The following is a 15,064-nucleotide window of genomic DNA, read 5'->3' as shown; positions in this document are numbered from 1 at the left end:
TCGGGCCGCGGTCGATCCCTCGCAGGATCGGCCGGGGCCTTCTCCACAGGACCGTCCTGCTTTCTCTGTGCACAGATGGGGCATCCGACCAGAAACGGATGCTTCGCGCGGCCTAGCCTGCGAGCATGCAGCCCGACCGGTTCCCCCTCGATCTGGAGCGCCTCGCTCCGGCCGCGCCGGGACGTCCCCGACTGCGAGTCGGCGTGGGAGCGGCCGTCGTGCTCCTGCTGCTCGCCCTCGTGGTCGCCGTCATCGTGTCGGCGGTGGGCCAGCAGGCGGGGCAGCGCACGGTCGGCTCGGAAACGCTATTGATCCCCATGGGCGGCAGCCTCGAGCCGTTTGATGCCGGTGAGAGCACAGCGCCGAATGACTCTGCCACGGACGCGATCATCTTCGTGCACGTTCTGGGGGCGGTCGCCCGGCCCGGCCTGTTCGAGTTGCGGGACGGCGCCCGGGTCATGGATGCGATCGCCGCCGCCGGCGGGCTGAGCGTCGAGGCCGACCCTGCCGGGGTTAATCTTGCCCGGGTTGTGAGCGATGGCGAGCAATTCTACGTGCCGCGGCAGGGCGAGGTGTCGCCGGGCGTCCCAGCGGCGGCCGTCTCCGGGGGAGTTGGCGCGCCCGCCGCCAAGGTCAACCTCAACTCGGCGACGCTCGCAGATCTCGACTCCCTGCCCCGCATCGGCCCAACCATGGCACAGCGCATCATCGACTTTCGCACGGCTAACGGGCGATTCACCAGCGTGGACGGCCTGCGCGATGTCACGGGAATCGGCGATAAAACGTTCGAGGCGCTCAAAGACCTCATTACGGTATGAGCCTCGACCTGCGGCTGGCGCTTCCGGCCCTGGCAGCGTGGCTTACTGCAGGGCTGCTGATCGGAGCGCCAGAGGGCGCCTGGTCCATCGCCCTGGTGCTGTGGGCAGCGGCTGGGGTGACGGCTGGCATCCTCGTGATGAAACGGATGCCGGCGCATTCCGTCGTGCTGGGGGCCGATGCGCCGCAGCCAGTTCGATCGGCAACCGATCGTGCGAGCGTTGTGCTGGCCAGCGGTCGTGCTGCTGGGCGGGCCGTGGAGCAGAATGCAGCGTCCCGTCGGCGGGGTCGTACTACCCCCGGAACGTCACCTCGGCCGGGTGACCGCTGGCAGACGCTGGGCGGCAGCATCGTGCTCTGCTGTGCGGCGGCGGCTCTTGTCGCCACTGCCGTCGGGGTATGGGCGCCGGTTCGCCTGCCGCCGGAGGTGCGCGCCGCCGCGGAGTCGCACGCGACGCTCACGGTCACGGTCACCGTCTGGTCGGTTCCGGTACCAGCCAAAGCTTTCATCGGCGGCGGTACGTCGGGGCGGGTGCGCTACCGGGCCACGCTCACGCAGTTGGACCTGCGCGGCGAATCGACGAGGGTGTCGACCCCGGTGGTGGTGTTCGCCGAGGCGGCCGGGGGAGGCGACGAACCCGAGATCGGCACCAGCCTGCGCCTGCGGGGCACCCTGCGCCCGACAGATCCGGGCGACGCGGCGGTCGCCTTGCTGTTTGCCACCGACCCCGCTCAGGTAGCCGAGTCTCCGCCCTGGTGGCTGCAGTGGGCGAACGAGCTCCGCGCTCGGTTCGCGGCGGCCGCGACGAGCCTCCCCGGTGACGGGGGAGACCTGCTCCCCGGCCTGGCGATCGGCGACACGAGCGCGGTCAGCCCCGACCTCGATCAAGCCATGAAAACCAGCTCCCTGAGCCACTTGACCGCCGTTTCCGGGGCCAATTGTGCCATCGTTATCGCCGCGATCATGCTGCTCGGCGGCTACCTGCGGCTCGGTCGGAGCTGGCGCATTCTGCTGTCACTGGCGACGCTGCTCGGCTTTACCGTGCTGGTCACACCCGAGCCGAGCGTGCTGCGCTCGGCGGTCATGGCCACCCTCACTCTCGCGTCGATCGGTGCCGGCCGGCCCGGGCGAGGCGTGCCCACCCTGCTCATCGTGGTGATCGGACTGCTCGCGAGCGACCCGTGGCTGGCCCGCAACTACGGCTTTGCGCTGTCCGTGCTCGCGACCGCGGGGCTCCTCATTCTGGCCGGTCCGCTCAGCCGGCTGCTCAGCCAGTGGATGCCGCTGGCCCTGGCCGCCGTCATCGCCATTCCCCTGGCCGCCCAACTAGCCTGCCAGCCCGTGCTCATTCTGTTGAGCCCCAGCCTGCCGCTGTACGGGGTGCCGGCCAACATTCTCGGTGGTCCCGCCGCGCCGGTCGCTACGGTGGTCGGGCTGATCGCCTGCCTGACCCTGCCGGTGCTCTCGGGCGTAGCGTCGGGCCTGCTCGCCCTGGCCTGGCTGCCATCGGCGTGGATCGCCGCCGTGGCCCAGACCACGTCGACGCTGCCGGGCACCCGCCTGCCGTGGCCCGGCGGAGTGCCCGGCGTATTGCTGCTCTCAGTCGTCACCTTGCTCACGCTCGTGGTCGTCCTGCGCGGCCCGGCAGCTCGCCCCGCCCGCTGGCCGGCGGCGGTCCTCGCCGTGCTGCTGGTCGGCTTCGGAGGTTACGCCGGGGCGCTGATCGGCACCGGAATCGGCCGGGCCGCCTCCTTGCCGGCGAACTGGCAGATTGCGGCCTGCGATATTGGGCAGGGCGACGCCGTCGTCGTGCGCGATGGTGATCGGTACGGTCTGGTTGACGTCGGTCCCGACCCGAAACTGCTCGCGAGCTGCCTGGCCACCCTTGGCATCAGTCGCATCAATTTGCTCGTACTTACCCACTACGACCTCGACCATATCGGCGGGGTGGATGCTGTCATCGGCAAGGTCGATACCGCCCTGGTCGGGCAGCCGGAGAACGCGCAGGACGAAAGCCTGCACGAGCGTCTCGCCGCTGGTGGAGCCGTCGTGCGTCAGACGGCTCGGGGTGATGCCGGCACGCTGGGCGGACTGCGCTGGAACATACTCTGGCCCGTCCGTGGAGCCACGACGATGCAGGCGGGCAACCCGGGAAGCATCACCATTGTGTTCGAAGGGCGGGGCATCCGTTCGATTTTTCTCGGAGATCTCGGCGAGGAATCGCAGAATGCCTTGCGGCGGGTCTCGCCGCCCGGCCGGGTCGACGTCGTGAAGGTCGCCCACCATGGCTCGGCCGATCAGAGCCCCGAGCTGTACGCCGAGTTGCGGGCCCGGGTGGGGCTGATCTCGGTCGGCGCGACAAACACCTACGGGCATCCCACCGACGCGTTGCTCAACGTTCTCGCTTCGGTGAAAACCGTGTCCGTGCGCACCGACCGGGAGGGGATGGCGGTGGTTGCGCCAGGGGACAACGGCACCCTCGTGCTCTGGACGGAGAAGATTACCGACCGCGGGCCGCCCGTGCCGCCGACGGCTGCCCCGGATGCTGCCGGGAGGGTCAGTCGTGCGCGTTAGGCTTGATCGACCACCCGCATGACACCCAAGGAGAGCGCTTTGGCTGCACGACCCGCCACGACCGGTTCCCGCTCCGGCAAGGCAGCCCCCGCCCGCGCGGCCAAGGGCACCGTCATTCCCCAGCTCGGCTGGCACCAGGTGCGTCCGGCACCGATCGTGCTCGTCTCGGGGACCGAAACGTTTCTCGCGGAACGCGCCATCCGTCAGCTCCGCGACTTTCTCAAACTTGAAGATCCCAGCCTTGAAATCAGCGACGTGCAGGCCGACAGCTACGCCCCCGGTGAGCTGCTCACCCTGGCGAGCCCGTCCCTGTTCGGCGAGCCGCGGCTGATTCGGGTCAGCAACGTCGAGAAGTGCAGCGACACCTTTCTCGTCGAGGCGCTCGACTACCTCGAGAACCCGGCCGATGACACCTACGTGGTGCTGCGACACGGCGGGGGAGTACGGGGCAAGAAGCTGCTCGACACCATTCGCAGCGGACTCGGTGGCGCCATCGAGGTGGTCTGTACCGAGCTCAAGAAAGACACCGAGAAGTACGAATTCGCGTCGAACGAGTTCAAGGCGGCCGGCAAACGCGTCACCGCGAGTGCGCTGCGGCAGCTTGTCGCCGCGTTCTCCGACGATCTGGCCGAACTCTCCGCCGCCTGCCAGCAGCTCATCGCAGACGCGACGAGCGAGGTCACCGAAACCACGGTCGATCGTTACTACGGCGGTCGGGTTGAAACCAACGCCTTCAAGGTCGCAGACTGGGCCATCGCTGGCCGCAATGGCGAGGCCCTCGTCACCCTGCGGCACGCTCTCACCTCCGGGGCCGATCCGGTGCCGATCGTCGCGGCCTTCGCTATGAAGATTCGCACCATGGCGAAGGTCTTCGGAGCCCGCGGCGGCTCTGCCCAGCTCGGTGCCCAGTTCGGTCTGGCACCCTGGCAGGTGGAGCGCGCCCAGAAGGACCTGCGCGGCTGGAGCGACGAGGGCCTTGCCCGTTGCATCCTCGTGCTCGCCGAAACGGATGCCGCGGTGAAGGGTGCGGGTCGCGACCCGGTCTACGCTCTCGAGCGCCTCATCGGCGTGATCGCGCGCCGCGGCGAGGGCTAGCGCCACCGGCAATGAGCGGGCCTCGGGGCTGCTGAGCCTGGTTCAACCTGCGCGGTTGACCGCAATACACGCCGAGTAATGGACCACTGCGTTACAGAGTTTGTGGTCAATTCGAGACGCAGGGACAGCGCCACTGCTGCCCGGACGGGTTTCCAGGGACACAAAAAGTCCCCGCCGAGGGGCGGGGACTTATGTGCCACGAGGTGCAGCATCCGCTCTAACGAGCCGACGCAGACAGCAGGTGCGGGTGGATCCAGCGTCGATTAGACGAGTGCGACGATTAGACCAGTGCGCCGACAGCCTTCGCGATGGCGGACTTCTTGTTCGCAGCCTGGTTCTGGTGGATTACACCCTTGCTGACGGCCTTGTCGAGCTTCTTGGAAGCAAAGGCGAGACCGACGACGGCCTTGTCTTTGTCGCCAGCGGCAATTGCGGTACGAGTCGCGCGGATCGCGGACTTGAACTCGCTCTTGACGGCCTTGTTACGCTCCTGGGCCTTCTTGTTGGTGCCAATTCGCTTGATCTGCGACTTGATATTTGCCACGTTTTTTACGCTTTCGTTAGGTTCTAGTACGGACAGCCGCTCAGCGGTAGAGGGCGCTTCTGCGGCGAAAATCGTGCGGGGTGGGACCCAACACGCAAGCCAACCAGTAACGCTACCAGCAATTCGCCCCGCCCCAAAACTCGCCCGGTCGGGGAAACCCCTTTTCGCTCGCGCGAGCGGATGCCGCTGCACCCTCCGTGCGCATGACCGCGCCCGATATGGGTAACCGCTAGGCCGGTTCGTTAGTTGCCGTAGCGCGCACCGGTCTCGGGCGCGCTCACGCGGGTGCGGTGTGCCATGAGTGCATTCGGGCACCCAGATCGGCCGCGGCAAGCGGATGCCGCGGCGAGCGGATGCCGCGGCCTCAGTTCGCCAGCGACACCTGTCCGGCGACCCCCAACAGGATCGCCGTGAAGCGCTCCGGCTGGGCCAGGCTCGACAGATGCGTTGCTCCCGGCACCACGACGACCGTCCCGTTGCGGCAGGCGGAGAGAAAGCGCCGCTCGTTCAGCCGAAAGTGATCGAGGGCACCGTTGACCAGCCAGATCGGGCCGGGATACGCCGCGAGGCTGGCCAGGGGAGTCAGCGTCGAGGTCGCCTGCAGGCCGGAATCCATCACGTCGAGTGCGGCGCCGCCCGCGAGTACATCGCGCGCCCCGGCCGCAGGTAGAAGGAGGCGCGCCAGTCCCTCGTGCAGCCACAAGCCCCGATCGGGTAGGCGGTGAATCATTCGGGCCAGCAGCCGATAGCCCTCGAGCAAAGCGCCCCTGGGAACTGCGCTACAGCCGGCAGCGATCAGCCCGGCTACCCGATCGGGGTGCTCTGCGGCATAGGCGACGGCGTAGTAGCCGCCGAGCGAGAGCCCGACCAGCAGCACACTGCCACCGAGCGCCGCCACCCCGTCGTCGATGGCGGTGAGCGCGGCCGGCACCGTGAACGGCTCCGTCATCCGCTGCCCGTGGCCGGGCAGATCAATCGCGAGAACCCGGTGCCCGGCGGCACGCAGCTTCTTCTCCTGATACCGCCACATCGTGGCCGAGGCACGGATACCGTGAACGAGCAAAATTGGTACGCGTGACTCGGGAATCTCCATGCCCGCGAGCCTAGTCAGCCCCGATCACAGCGCATGCCGAGGCTGGAGCGATGACATCTGCACTCACGACCACGTTGACCGCCATCATCAATGCTCGCGTTGTGCCGGTAATCGGCGAAACGATCGCGAACGGCACCGTGCTGATCGAGAACGGTCGCATCAGCGCTGTCGGCGCCGGCCTGACCGTTCCAATCGGCGCGCAGGTCATCGATGCGACCGGCAAGTAGGTGCTGCCCGGCTTCATCGAGGCGCACGGCCACGTGGGCATCCACGAAGCGGCGAATGGATGGGCAGGCAACGACACCAACGAAATGACCGGCCCGAACATGGCTGCTGTCCGTGCCATCGACGCCATCAACATCGATGACGAGGGCTTTCGCGACGCGCTCTCCGGCGGAGTCAGCACGATCGTGGTCAAGCCCGGCTCCGGCAATCCGATCGGCGGCCAGTCGGTTGCAATCAAGAGCTCGGGCGGTCGAACCATCGACGAGCAGGTGATCAGCGACTCGGTGAACATCAAGAGAGCCCGCGGAGAGAACTTGAAGCGGATCTACGGTGAGAAGAAGCAGACCCTGAGCACTCACCTCGGCGTCAGTCTGATCATCCGCCCGGCCGTCGTCGATGCCCGGAACTACGTGCAGGCGCGCGATGCCGCCGCCGAAAAGGGCGATCCCTTTACCCGGGACCTCGGCCAGGAGGCCCTGGCCCGGGTGCTCTCCGGGGAACTCGCCTGGGACCAGCACGTGCACCAGGCCTCCCTGGCCGTGAAGGACGGGCTGCCGGCGCAGACGGCGCTCGAGGCCCTCACGGTCAACCCGGCCGTGATTCTCGGGCTCGACTCCCGGGTCGGATCCCTCACCGTTGGCCTCGACGCCGACGCCGACGCCGACGCCGACGCCGTGATCTGGTCTGGCGACCCGCTCGACCTCACCTCCCGCGCCGAACTGGTGCTCATCGACGGCACCCCGGTCTACCGGCACAGCGACGGCTTCGGCCAGGTCGTCAAACGAGCCGACCGCGCCTCAGCCTGACCCGGGGCCAGGGTCAGTCGTTTCGGTAGATGTCGGATCGGTGACCGAGTCCGATCGCAACGATGACGAGCACGTCGTCGTGGAATTCGACGATCACTCGATAGTGTCCGATTCGATAACGCCAATAACCAGAGAGATTCGCGGTCAGCCCCCTGCCGCGGTCGCGCGGGTCGTCGAGTTCGAGAATATCGTCCAGGTAGTCCTTGATGCGTCGGAGCGACTGGCGGTCGATTTTACGTGCTGCGCGGTCAAACTCCGGCGTGGTCTCCAGCCGCCAGCGTTTCATGCGCGATGGCTCATAGGCCGAGTTCAGCCCAGAGCTCGGCTGCCGGACGCGTTTCTCTGCCCGACGCCTCCCATGTTCGAATCACCCCGTCGGCCCAGTAACGCTCCTCGAGGTCGTCCAAGTGCGCGTGGATGGCTTCGCGCACGTAAAAGGTCTTGGAGCGACCGGTCTTCGTGGCGAGGGCCTGCAACCGGGCTTCGTCTTCGGGTGAGAGTCTGATCGAAATGGCCATGAAAAAATCCTCCCTGCGATACTTGTATTGTATGCGTCGGATATCTCTGATACCAGTGTGGAGACGGTACAACACGGCCGAGCATGAAAGAATAGACGCACTATGTCACCGAGAGCCCTTCACGCGCTGGAACCGGCCGCCACGGCCCCCGAGTTCATCCGCAACTTCTGCATCATTGCCCACATCGACCACGGCAAGTCGACCCTGGCCGACCGGATGCTGCAGATCACCGGCGTCGTCGACGAGCGTTCCATGCGTGCCCAGTACCTGGACCGCATGGACATCGAGCGGGAACGCGGCATCACCATCAAGAGCCAGGCCGTGCGTATGCCGTGGGAAATGGACGGCGTCACCTACGCCCTCAACATGATCGACACCCCCGGCCACGTCGACTTCACCTACGAGGTCTCCCGCAGCCTCGCCGCCTGCGAGGGCGCCATCTTGCTGGTCGACGCTGCCCAGGGCATCGAAGCCCAGACCCTCGCCAACCTCTACCTGGCCCTCGAAAACGACCTCACGATCATTCCGGTGCTCAACAAGATCGACCTGCCGGCCGCCGACCCGGAGAAGTACGCCCGCGAACTCGCGAGTCTCATCGGCGGACGCCCCGAAGACGTGCTGCGTGTCTCCGGCAAGACCGGCGCCGGTGTTGAAGAGCTGCTGAACCTCGCCACGACGATGATTCCGGCGCCGAAGGGTAACCCGGATGCCGCCGCTCGCGCCATGATTTTCGACTCGGTCTACGACAGCTACCGCGGCGTCGTCACCTACGTGCGCATGATCGACGGCCATCTGAAGGCGCACGAAAAAATTCAGATGATGTCGACCAAGGCGACGCACGAGATCCTCGAGATCGGCGTCATCTCGCCCGAACCGGTGGAGAGCAAGGGCCTCAAGGTCGGCGAGGTCGGCTACCTGATCACCGGTGTGAAAGACGTGCGCCAGTCCAAGGTCGGCGACACCATCACGACCGCAGTGCGCCCGGCGACCGACGCCCTGCCCGGCTACGACGAACCGCAGCCCATGGTGTTCTCCGGCCTGTACCCGATCGACGGCAGCGATTATCCGGCGCTGCGCGAAGCACTGGACAAACTCAAGCTGTCTGACGCCAGCCTCGGCTACGAGCCGGAGACATCCGTCGCCCTCGGTTTCGGATTTCGCTGCGGGTTTCTCGGCCTGCTGCACCTCGAGATCATCACCGAACGCCTCGAACGTGAATTCAACATCGACCTCATCACCACGGCGCCGAGCGTGCCCTACGAGGTCACCACCGACGACAAGCGCACCATCACGGTCACCAACCCGAGCGAATACCCCACCGGCAAAATCGCCAAGGTGCTCGAACCCATGGTCAAAGCCGCGATTCTCGCCCCGAAAGACTACGTCGGCGTCATTATGGAGCTCTGCCAGAGTCGCCGTGGCACCCTGCTCGGCATGGAATACCTCGGCGAAGACCGCGTCGAGATTCGCTATTCGATGCCGCTCGGTGAGATCGTGTTCGACTTCTTCGACATGCTCAAGGGCCGCACCGCCGGCTACGCCTCGCTCGACTACGAACCCTCCGGCGAGCAGGAAGCCGACCTGGTCAAGGTCGACATTTTGCTGCAGGGCGAGCAGGTCGACGCGTTTTCCGCCATCGTTCACCGCGACAAGGCCTACGCCTACGGCGCGCTAATGACCGGGCGCCTGCGCAAACTGATTCCGCGCCAGCAGTTCGAGGTGCCCATCCAGGCCGCGATCGGCGCGCACATCATCGCCCGCGAGAGCATCTCGGCGATGCGCAAAGACGTGCTGGCCAAATGCTACGGCGGTGACATCTCGCGCAAGCGCAAGCTGCTGGAGAAGCAGAAAGAGGGCAAGAAACGCATGAAGATGGTCGGCCGGGTCGAAGTTCCCCAGGAAGCCTTCATTGCCGCGCTCAGCGGCGACATCGAGACCAAAGACAAGAAGTAAAGCGGATGCGCAGGGCCACCTTCACCGATGCCGCCGTCAGCTACGCTGCCATCGGCGGTACGCTGGCGCCCGACCTGATGAGCTATCCGCCCAAGGGCTACCGGCCGATGGAGCAGAGCGTCAGGCTCGGCAGTTCGCCGGAACGCTTTGAAGCCGCGACCAAGTTGCTGATGACGTGGGGAATCCAGCGCGGCAGCGGCATGGAGGTGACCGACCTCGAAAACGGAACCGGCGTGCAGTACACCCCGGTGACCTTTCAACCCGACGGCACGCCGGCGGTCGGGCAGCAGCATCCGGTCAATGAAGCGACCTTCGCTGAGGATGGCACCCCGTATATTGCGAACGGTATGACGGCCACACTCAAGATGCGGGTTGGACCGATCGGCTTGACCGCGCCGGTGCGGGTCGTCTACGTGATCGACGAGGCCGCCCGCATCGGGTTCGCCTACGGCACCCTGGCCGGCCACCCGGAGAGTGGTGAGGAATCCTTCATCGTCGAGCACCGCGAGGACGACTCGGTTTGGTTGACGATCCGCTCCTTTTCGCGGCCGAGCACCTGGTATTACCGACTGGCCTGGCCGGTGCTGCGCTTTCAGCAGGCCAAATTCACCAAGTTGTATCTGCGGGCTTTGCACCCCGCGGGTGCGATCAAATAGAACGTACTGGAGCACCACCCATGGCCGGACCCCACCCCATCGGCGACCCGGCACCCGACGACGGCCTTTTGCCGGCCTCGGCAGCCGTCAACGCCGCTGAACGCGATTTCGGCGTCTACCTGCACGTGCCGTTCTGCCGGGTGCGCTGCGGCTACTGCGATTTCAACACCTATACCGCGACCGAACTGCGCGGCGTCAAGCAGAGCGACTACGCCAGCCAAGCGGTGCTCGAGGTTGAGGCCGCTGGGCGCATCCTCACTGCATCGGGCGTGCCCGAACGCCCGGTGGCAACGGTGTTCTTCGGGGGAGGCACACCCACGCTGCTGCCGGTCACCGACCTGGCGAAAATGCTCGGCGCCGTGCGCGACCAGTGGGGCTTGACCGACGACGCCGAAGTAACCACCGAGGCGAACCCCGACTCGGTCGATGCCGCCTACCTCGGCGCCCTCGCGGAGGCCGGATTCACCCGGGTTTCCTTCGGCATGCAGTCCGCCGTGCCGCACGTGCTGGCGACCCTGGAACGCACCCACGACCCGGAGCGGGTGCCCCTCGTGGTGGAATGGGCCCGCGCTGCCGGCCTCGACGTGAGCCTCGACCTCATCTACGGCACGCCGGGAGAGTCGCTCGCCGACTGGCGCACCAGCCTCGAACAGGCGCTCAGCCTGCATCCAGACCACCTCAGCGCCTATTCGCTTATCGTCGAAGACGGCACCAAACTCGCGCGGCAGATTCGCCGCGGCGAGATCGCCCCGACCGACGACGACCAACAGGCCGACTTCTATGAACTCGCCGACGAACTGCTTGCCGCCGCCGGCTATGACTGGTACGAGGTCAGCAACTGGGCTACGAGCGACGCGCACCGCTCCCGCCACAACCTCGCCTACTGGACCGGCCAGGACTGGTGGGGCATCGGCCCCGGCGCCCACAGCCACATCGGCGGGGTGCGCTGGTGGAACGTCAAACATCCCGCAGCCTATTCAGAGCGGATGCTCGGCGGCCTGTCCCCGGCCGCCGGTCGCGAAACGCTCGATGCGCCCACCCGCGAACTCGAGCGCATCCTGTTGCAGAGCCGCATCCGCACCGGTATCCCGGTCGCATCGCTGTCCGCGGACGGACGCCGAGAGGTGGCCGGCCTGATCGCCGATGAGCTCGTCAACGCCAAAGCTGCGCTCGCCGGGACCATCGAACTGACCCTGCGCGGACGGCTTCTGGCCGACGCCGTGGTGCGTCGGCTGAGCGACTAAGAGCGTGCGCTAGCTGAAAAATCTGATGGTCAGCGGGTAGGAATACCCTTGGCCGCGGTTGGCCGCGAGTGCGGCGAGGATCGAGAAGATGATGCCGAGCACCCAGGCCACCGGCACAATCAGGTAGCCGATCAGGATCGCCGTCAACGCGGTGCCCACCACATAAACGATCATCAGGGTGATCTGAAAGTTCAAAGCCGTCGCACTGTGGGCACGAATGAACGGCCCACGATCGCGCAGCACGAGATAGCCGATGAGTGCGGGAACAAAGGCGAAGAGGATACCGCCGACGTGAATCAGGGTCGCCCACATCTTCTCGTCGGCCGGACTCATCGGCGCCGGCGGGACGCTCTGCGCGTACGGGTTTTGCGGCGGGGTGGATTCGTACGGATTTGTGCGTGAATCGTTCTCGGACATGCGGTCTCCTGTTCGAGCGTGGTCGGTTTGGTCGCGGTGGATCTGGCGATGGGTTGCCGACGACATCCAGGGAAGAACCACTGCGTGCAATAGCACTGTGTGGGGTCGGACAAGCCAGGCCAGACCCCTCCAGACTAACCGTCCGAGATGCGTATTGGACCGGGCCGCGCGCTACTTGATCAGGCGAATCGCGACCGGATACCGGTAGTTCTGGCCGTCCTTGGCCTTCAGAAACCCAATGATCGAAAAGATGACTCCGGCCACCCAGAGCAGCCAGGTCAGGCCGATGAGCAGGCCGCCGATTCCGAAGGTGACGATCGCCAGGATGAACGAGACGACATTTATCGCGACGTATCCGATCACGAGGGTGATCTGAAAGTTGAGCGCCTCCTTCGCTTCGGTATTGGTGAGGCGGCCGCGGTCCTTGAAGACCAGCCAAATGATCAGCGACGGAAGAAAGCTCAGGATGCCGCCGAGGTGCGCAAACGAGGCCCATTGTCGGTCGTCGGCCTCCGAGAGTGGGGCTGCGGCTGTAGGGGTGCCGTATGGGCTGCCCGTACCGGGCTGCTGGCCATACGGCGGCTGCCCAGCATTAGGGTCACGGTAGTTGGAATCACCGGGAGGTTGTGCCTGTGGATCGCTCATGATCGTGCCTTTCACTGAACTCCGGGGGGAGCGTATAGCGGTAATTAAACCCTCGGTTCGCGATACTGGCAATGGGTGCGCTCAGCCGGAACACGGCCGGTCGCGATAGTATTGGCAGTCAGTGGATGCGAGTGCCAACGACGTGCCGGCAAACCTGCGTTCCGGTGCGCTTGACGCGCGCCGACCCGGGGCATCCGCTTAATTGAAGCTGGACCGGAAAAAGAGGAAGGCGGGCGAAATGGTTTCCGACCGTGGGCTCGATGTGCTGCGCGTCATCGTGCAGGACTACGTCGCGTCCCGCGAACCCGTCGGCTCCAAATCCATCGTCGACCGGCATTCCTTCGGTGTTTCCGCCGCGACCATTCGCAACGACATGGCCCTGCTCGAAGAAGAAGAGCTCATCGCGGCGCCGCACACCTCCTCGGGGCGCATCCCGACGGATAAGGGGTACCGGGTCTTCGTCGACCACCTGGCCGACCTGCGTCCGCTGACCCCGGCCCAGCGTCAGGCCATTGAAACTTTCCTGGGTCACTCCGCCGACCTCGACGAGGTGCTCGTGCGCAGCGTGCGTTTGCTCTCGCAGCTCACCCACCAGGTCGCGCTCGTGCAATACCCCTCGCTGTCCCGCGCCAGGGTTCGGCACATCGAGTTAGTGCCGCTGACCGAGACGCGCATCCTGTCGGTGCTGATCACCGATTCCGGCGGGGTCGAGCAGCGAGTCATCGACCTGCCGCGAGCATTCGACGAGCAGACGCTCGGCGAACTGCGCGCCCGACTCAACGTCACGGTCGTTGGACTGGGCATGGCCGAGGCGAGCGTTGCCCTCGCCGTGAGCGTCTGGCCGGGATCGCCGGCGCTGCAGCCGATCGTCGACCTGATCACGCGCACCGTCGCCGACCAGGTCGGGGCCAACCGTCAGGAGAAGCTCGTCATGGCCGGGGCCGCAAACCTGGTGCGCACCGAAGACGACTTCTCCGGCAGCATCTATCCGGTACTCGAAGCCATCGAAGAACAGGTCGTGCTGCTGCGGCTGTTCGGCGAGATGGAGACCGACCAGCACGGCGTTTCGGTGAGTATCGGCCGGGAGAATGCGGCCTTCGGCCTACCGGAAGCGAGCGTGCTGACCAGCGGCTATACCGCAGGCGGCAACCTGGCCCGGCTGGGCGTGCTCGGGCCGACCCGCATGGACTATTCCAACAATATGGCGGCCGTACGCGCCGTCGCCCGGTACCTCTCCCGCCTGCTCGGCGAGACCTGAAATCTGTACCATTTAGACTCTGTGCCATTTAGGCTCTGTGCCATTTCGACTCTGTGCCATTTAGGCTCTGTGCCATTTCGAACAACCATCATAAAAAAATCAAGGAGAGCCACCTTTGGCTGACCATTACGAAGCGCTTGGCGTTGACCGCGACGCAACCACCGACCAAATCAAGAAGGCGTACCGTCGCCTCGCCCGCGAGCTGCACCCCGACGTGAACCCCGGCGCCGAAGCATCCGAACGGTTCAAGAGCATCACACACGCCTATGACGTGCTGAGCGACGCCAAGCAGCGCCAGAAGTACGACCAGGGCGGCGGCCAGAACGGCGGCTTCGACGGGCAGAACTTCGGCAACTTCGGCGACATCTTCGAGACCTTCTTCGGCGGCGGCGGGAGCAGCCGTGGTCCGCGCTCGCGCCGCGAACGCGGCCAGGACGCTCTGATTCGAGTCGACCTCGACCTCGACGAGGTCATCTTCGGCACGCACCGCGACCTGGAGGTCGACACGGCGATCGTCTGTGAGACCTGCAAGGGCTCCTGTTGCGCGCCCGGCACCGCGCCGATCACCTGCGACATCTGCCACGGCACGGGCAGCATCCAGCGCGCCGTGCGCTCCCTGCTCGGGAACGTGATGACGTCCAGCCCGTGCGGTTCCTGCCGCGGTTACGGCACCATCATCGCCACCCCGTGCATGACCTGCTCCGGTCAGGGCCGCATTCGCGCCCGCCGCACCGTTCCGGTCGATATTCCGGCCGGCGTCGACACCGGCCTGCGCCTGCAGATGCCCGGCAGCGGCGAAGCCGGCCCGGCTGCCGGTCCCAATGGGGACCTGTACCTGGAGATGAAGGTGCGCCATCACGACGTGTTCAGCCGTGACGGCGACGACCTAATGTGCTCGCTCGACGTGCCGATGACCAGTGCGATTCTCGGCACCACCGTGACCGTCAAGGCTCTCGACGGCGACATCGAGGTAGAGATTCGCCCCGGATCGCAGAGCTCCGAGGTACTCACGATCAAGGATCGCGGAATCACTAAGCTGCGCGGCAGTGGCCGCGGCGACCTCAAGGTCGGCATCCACGTGCTCACCCCGACCAAGCTCGACCACAAGGAACGCGACCTGATCGAACAGTTCGCAGCCCGCTACGCGGCTCCGGCGCCGACCCTGAGCCAGTACCAGCAGGGCTTGTTCGCGAAGCTGCGCGACCGGTTCCTCGGCTGA

Annotated in this window: 14 protein-coding genes and 1 pseudogene; 9 read left to right on the top strand and 6 right to left on the bottom strand. The window is 66.0% G+C overall.

The genetic code is table 11. The annotated features are described in order from the left end of the window. Positions 1–125 precede the first annotated feature (125 nt). Genes E3O11_RS14560 through holA form a run of 3 tightly spaced genes read left to right on the top strand, consistent with a single transcriptional unit; the run spans position 126 to position 4,486 of the window. On the top strand, positions 126–818 hold the full coding sequence (locus E3O11_RS14560; RefSeq protein ID WP_092450471.1) for a helix-hairpin-helix domain-containing protein: 693 nt from the start codon (positions 126–128) through the stop codon (positions 816–818). After that, the gene (locus E3O11_RS14555) at positions 815–3,391 is read left to right on the top strand and encodes a ComEC/Rec2 family competence protein (RefSeq protein WP_092450470.1); all 2,577 of its coding nucleotides are present in this window, start codon (positions 815–817) and stop codon (positions 3,389–3,391) included. Before E3O11_RS14560 ends, E3O11_RS14555 begins: the two co-directional genes overlap by 4 nt. A 39-nt stretch (positions 3,392–3,430) precedes the next feature. After that, on the top strand, positions 3,431–4,486 hold the full coding sequence (gene holA, locus E3O11_RS14550; RefSeq protein WP_241994738.1) for a DNA polymerase III subunit delta: 1,056 nt from the start codon (positions 3,431–3,433) through the stop codon (positions 4,484–4,486). A gap of 280 nt (positions 4,487–4,766) precedes the next feature. Here the strand turns inward: holA and rpsT are convergent, their stop codons facing one another. Beyond that, on the bottom strand, positions 4,767–5,030 hold the full coding sequence (gene rpsT / locus E3O11_RS14545) for a 30S ribosomal protein S20 (RefSeq protein WP_092448491.1): 264 nt from the start codon (positions 5,028–5,030) through the stop codon (positions 4,767–4,769). 364 nt (positions 5,031–5,394) lie between these two features. Further along, a complete protein-coding gene (locus E3O11_RS14540; RefSeq protein WP_092448492.1) occupies positions 5,395–6,123 on the bottom strand; it encodes an alpha/beta fold hydrolase in 729 nt (242 codons plus the stop codon). 50 nt (positions 6,124–6,173) lie between these two features. Here E3O11_RS14540 and E3O11_RS14535 point away from each other — a divergent pair. Next, positions 6,174–7,154 (top strand): annotated as a pseudogene (locus E3O11_RS14535) (amidohydrolase family protein). A gap of 13 nt (positions 7,155–7,167) precedes the next feature. Here E3O11_RS14535 and E3O11_RS14530 read toward each other — a convergent pair. Together E3O11_RS14530 and relB are read right to left on the bottom strand one after the other, a co-directional pair. Further along, the gene (locus E3O11_RS14530; protein WP_092448493.1) at positions 7,168–7,440 is read right to left on the bottom strand and encodes a type II toxin-antitoxin system RelE family toxin; all 273 of its coding nucleotides are present in this window, start codon (positions 7,438–7,440) and stop codon (positions 7,168–7,170) included. 10 nt (positions 7,441–7,450) lie between these two features. Next, positions 7,451–7,672 (bottom strand): type II toxin-antitoxin system RelB family antitoxin, encoded by a 222-nt coding sequence (gene relB / locus E3O11_RS14525; protein WP_092448494.1) that lies wholly within the window; start codon positions 7,670–7,672, stop codon positions 7,451–7,453. Between the two features lie 102 nt (positions 7,673–7,774). Here relB and lepA point away from each other — a divergent pair, with 102 nt between their 5' ends. The 3 genes from lepA to hemW are packed head-to-tail and all read left to right on the top strand — an operon-like array spanning position 7,775 to position 11,525. Then, complete coding sequence (gene lepA / locus E3O11_RS14520; protein ID WP_092448495.1) at positions 7,775–9,625, top strand: translation elongation factor 4; 1,851 nt, start codon at positions 7,775–7,777, stop codon at positions 9,623–9,625. Between the two features lie 5 nt (positions 9,626–9,630). After that, positions 9,631–10,281, top strand: a complete 651-nt coding sequence (locus tag E3O11_RS14515; RefSeq protein WP_092448496.1) for a DUF1990 family protein — start codon at positions 9,631–9,633, stop codon at positions 10,279–10,281. A gap of 20 nt (positions 10,282–10,301) precedes the next feature. Next, complete coding sequence (hemW, locus tag E3O11_RS14510) at positions 10,302–11,525, top strand: radical SAM family heme chaperone HemW (protein WP_092448497.1); 1,224 nt, start codon at positions 10,302–10,304, stop codon at positions 11,523–11,525. Positions 11,526–11,534: 9 nt separating this feature from the next. Here the strand turns inward: hemW and E3O11_RS14505 are convergent, their stop codons facing one another. Both E3O11_RS14505 and E3O11_RS14500 read right to left on the bottom strand, forming a co-directional pair. Beyond that, on the bottom strand, positions 11,535–11,942 hold the full coding sequence (locus E3O11_RS14505) for a DUF4870 domain-containing protein (protein ID WP_233195382.1): 408 nt from the start codon (positions 11,940–11,942) through the stop codon (positions 11,535–11,537). Between the two features lie 171 nt (positions 11,943–12,113). After that, on the bottom strand, positions 12,114–12,587 hold the full coding sequence (locus E3O11_RS14500; RefSeq protein WP_092448498.1) for a DUF4870 domain-containing protein: 474 nt from the start codon (positions 12,585–12,587) through the stop codon (positions 12,114–12,116). Positions 12,588–12,825: 238 nt separating this feature from the next. Between E3O11_RS14500 and hrcA the strand changes: the two genes are divergently transcribed. Continuing rightward, the gene (gene hrcA, locus E3O11_RS14495; RefSeq protein WP_092448499.1) at positions 12,826–13,845 is read left to right on the top strand and encodes a heat-inducible transcriptional repressor HrcA; all 1,020 of its coding nucleotides are present in this window, start codon (positions 12,826–12,828) and stop codon (positions 13,843–13,845) included. A 115-nt stretch (positions 13,846–13,960) separates the two neighbouring features. Then, on the top strand, positions 13,961–15,064 hold the full coding sequence (gene dnaJ / locus E3O11_RS14490) for a molecular chaperone DnaJ (protein ID WP_092448500.1): 1,104 nt from the start codon (positions 13,961–13,963) through the stop codon (positions 15,062–15,064).

Source organism: Cryobacterium levicorallinum (genome assembly GCF_004402405.1).
Lineage (GTDB): Bacteria > Actinomycetota > Actinomycetes > Actinomycetales > Microbacteriaceae > Cryobacterium > Cryobacterium levicorallinum.
This window is presented reverse-complemented; position numbering and strand designations above follow the sequence as displayed.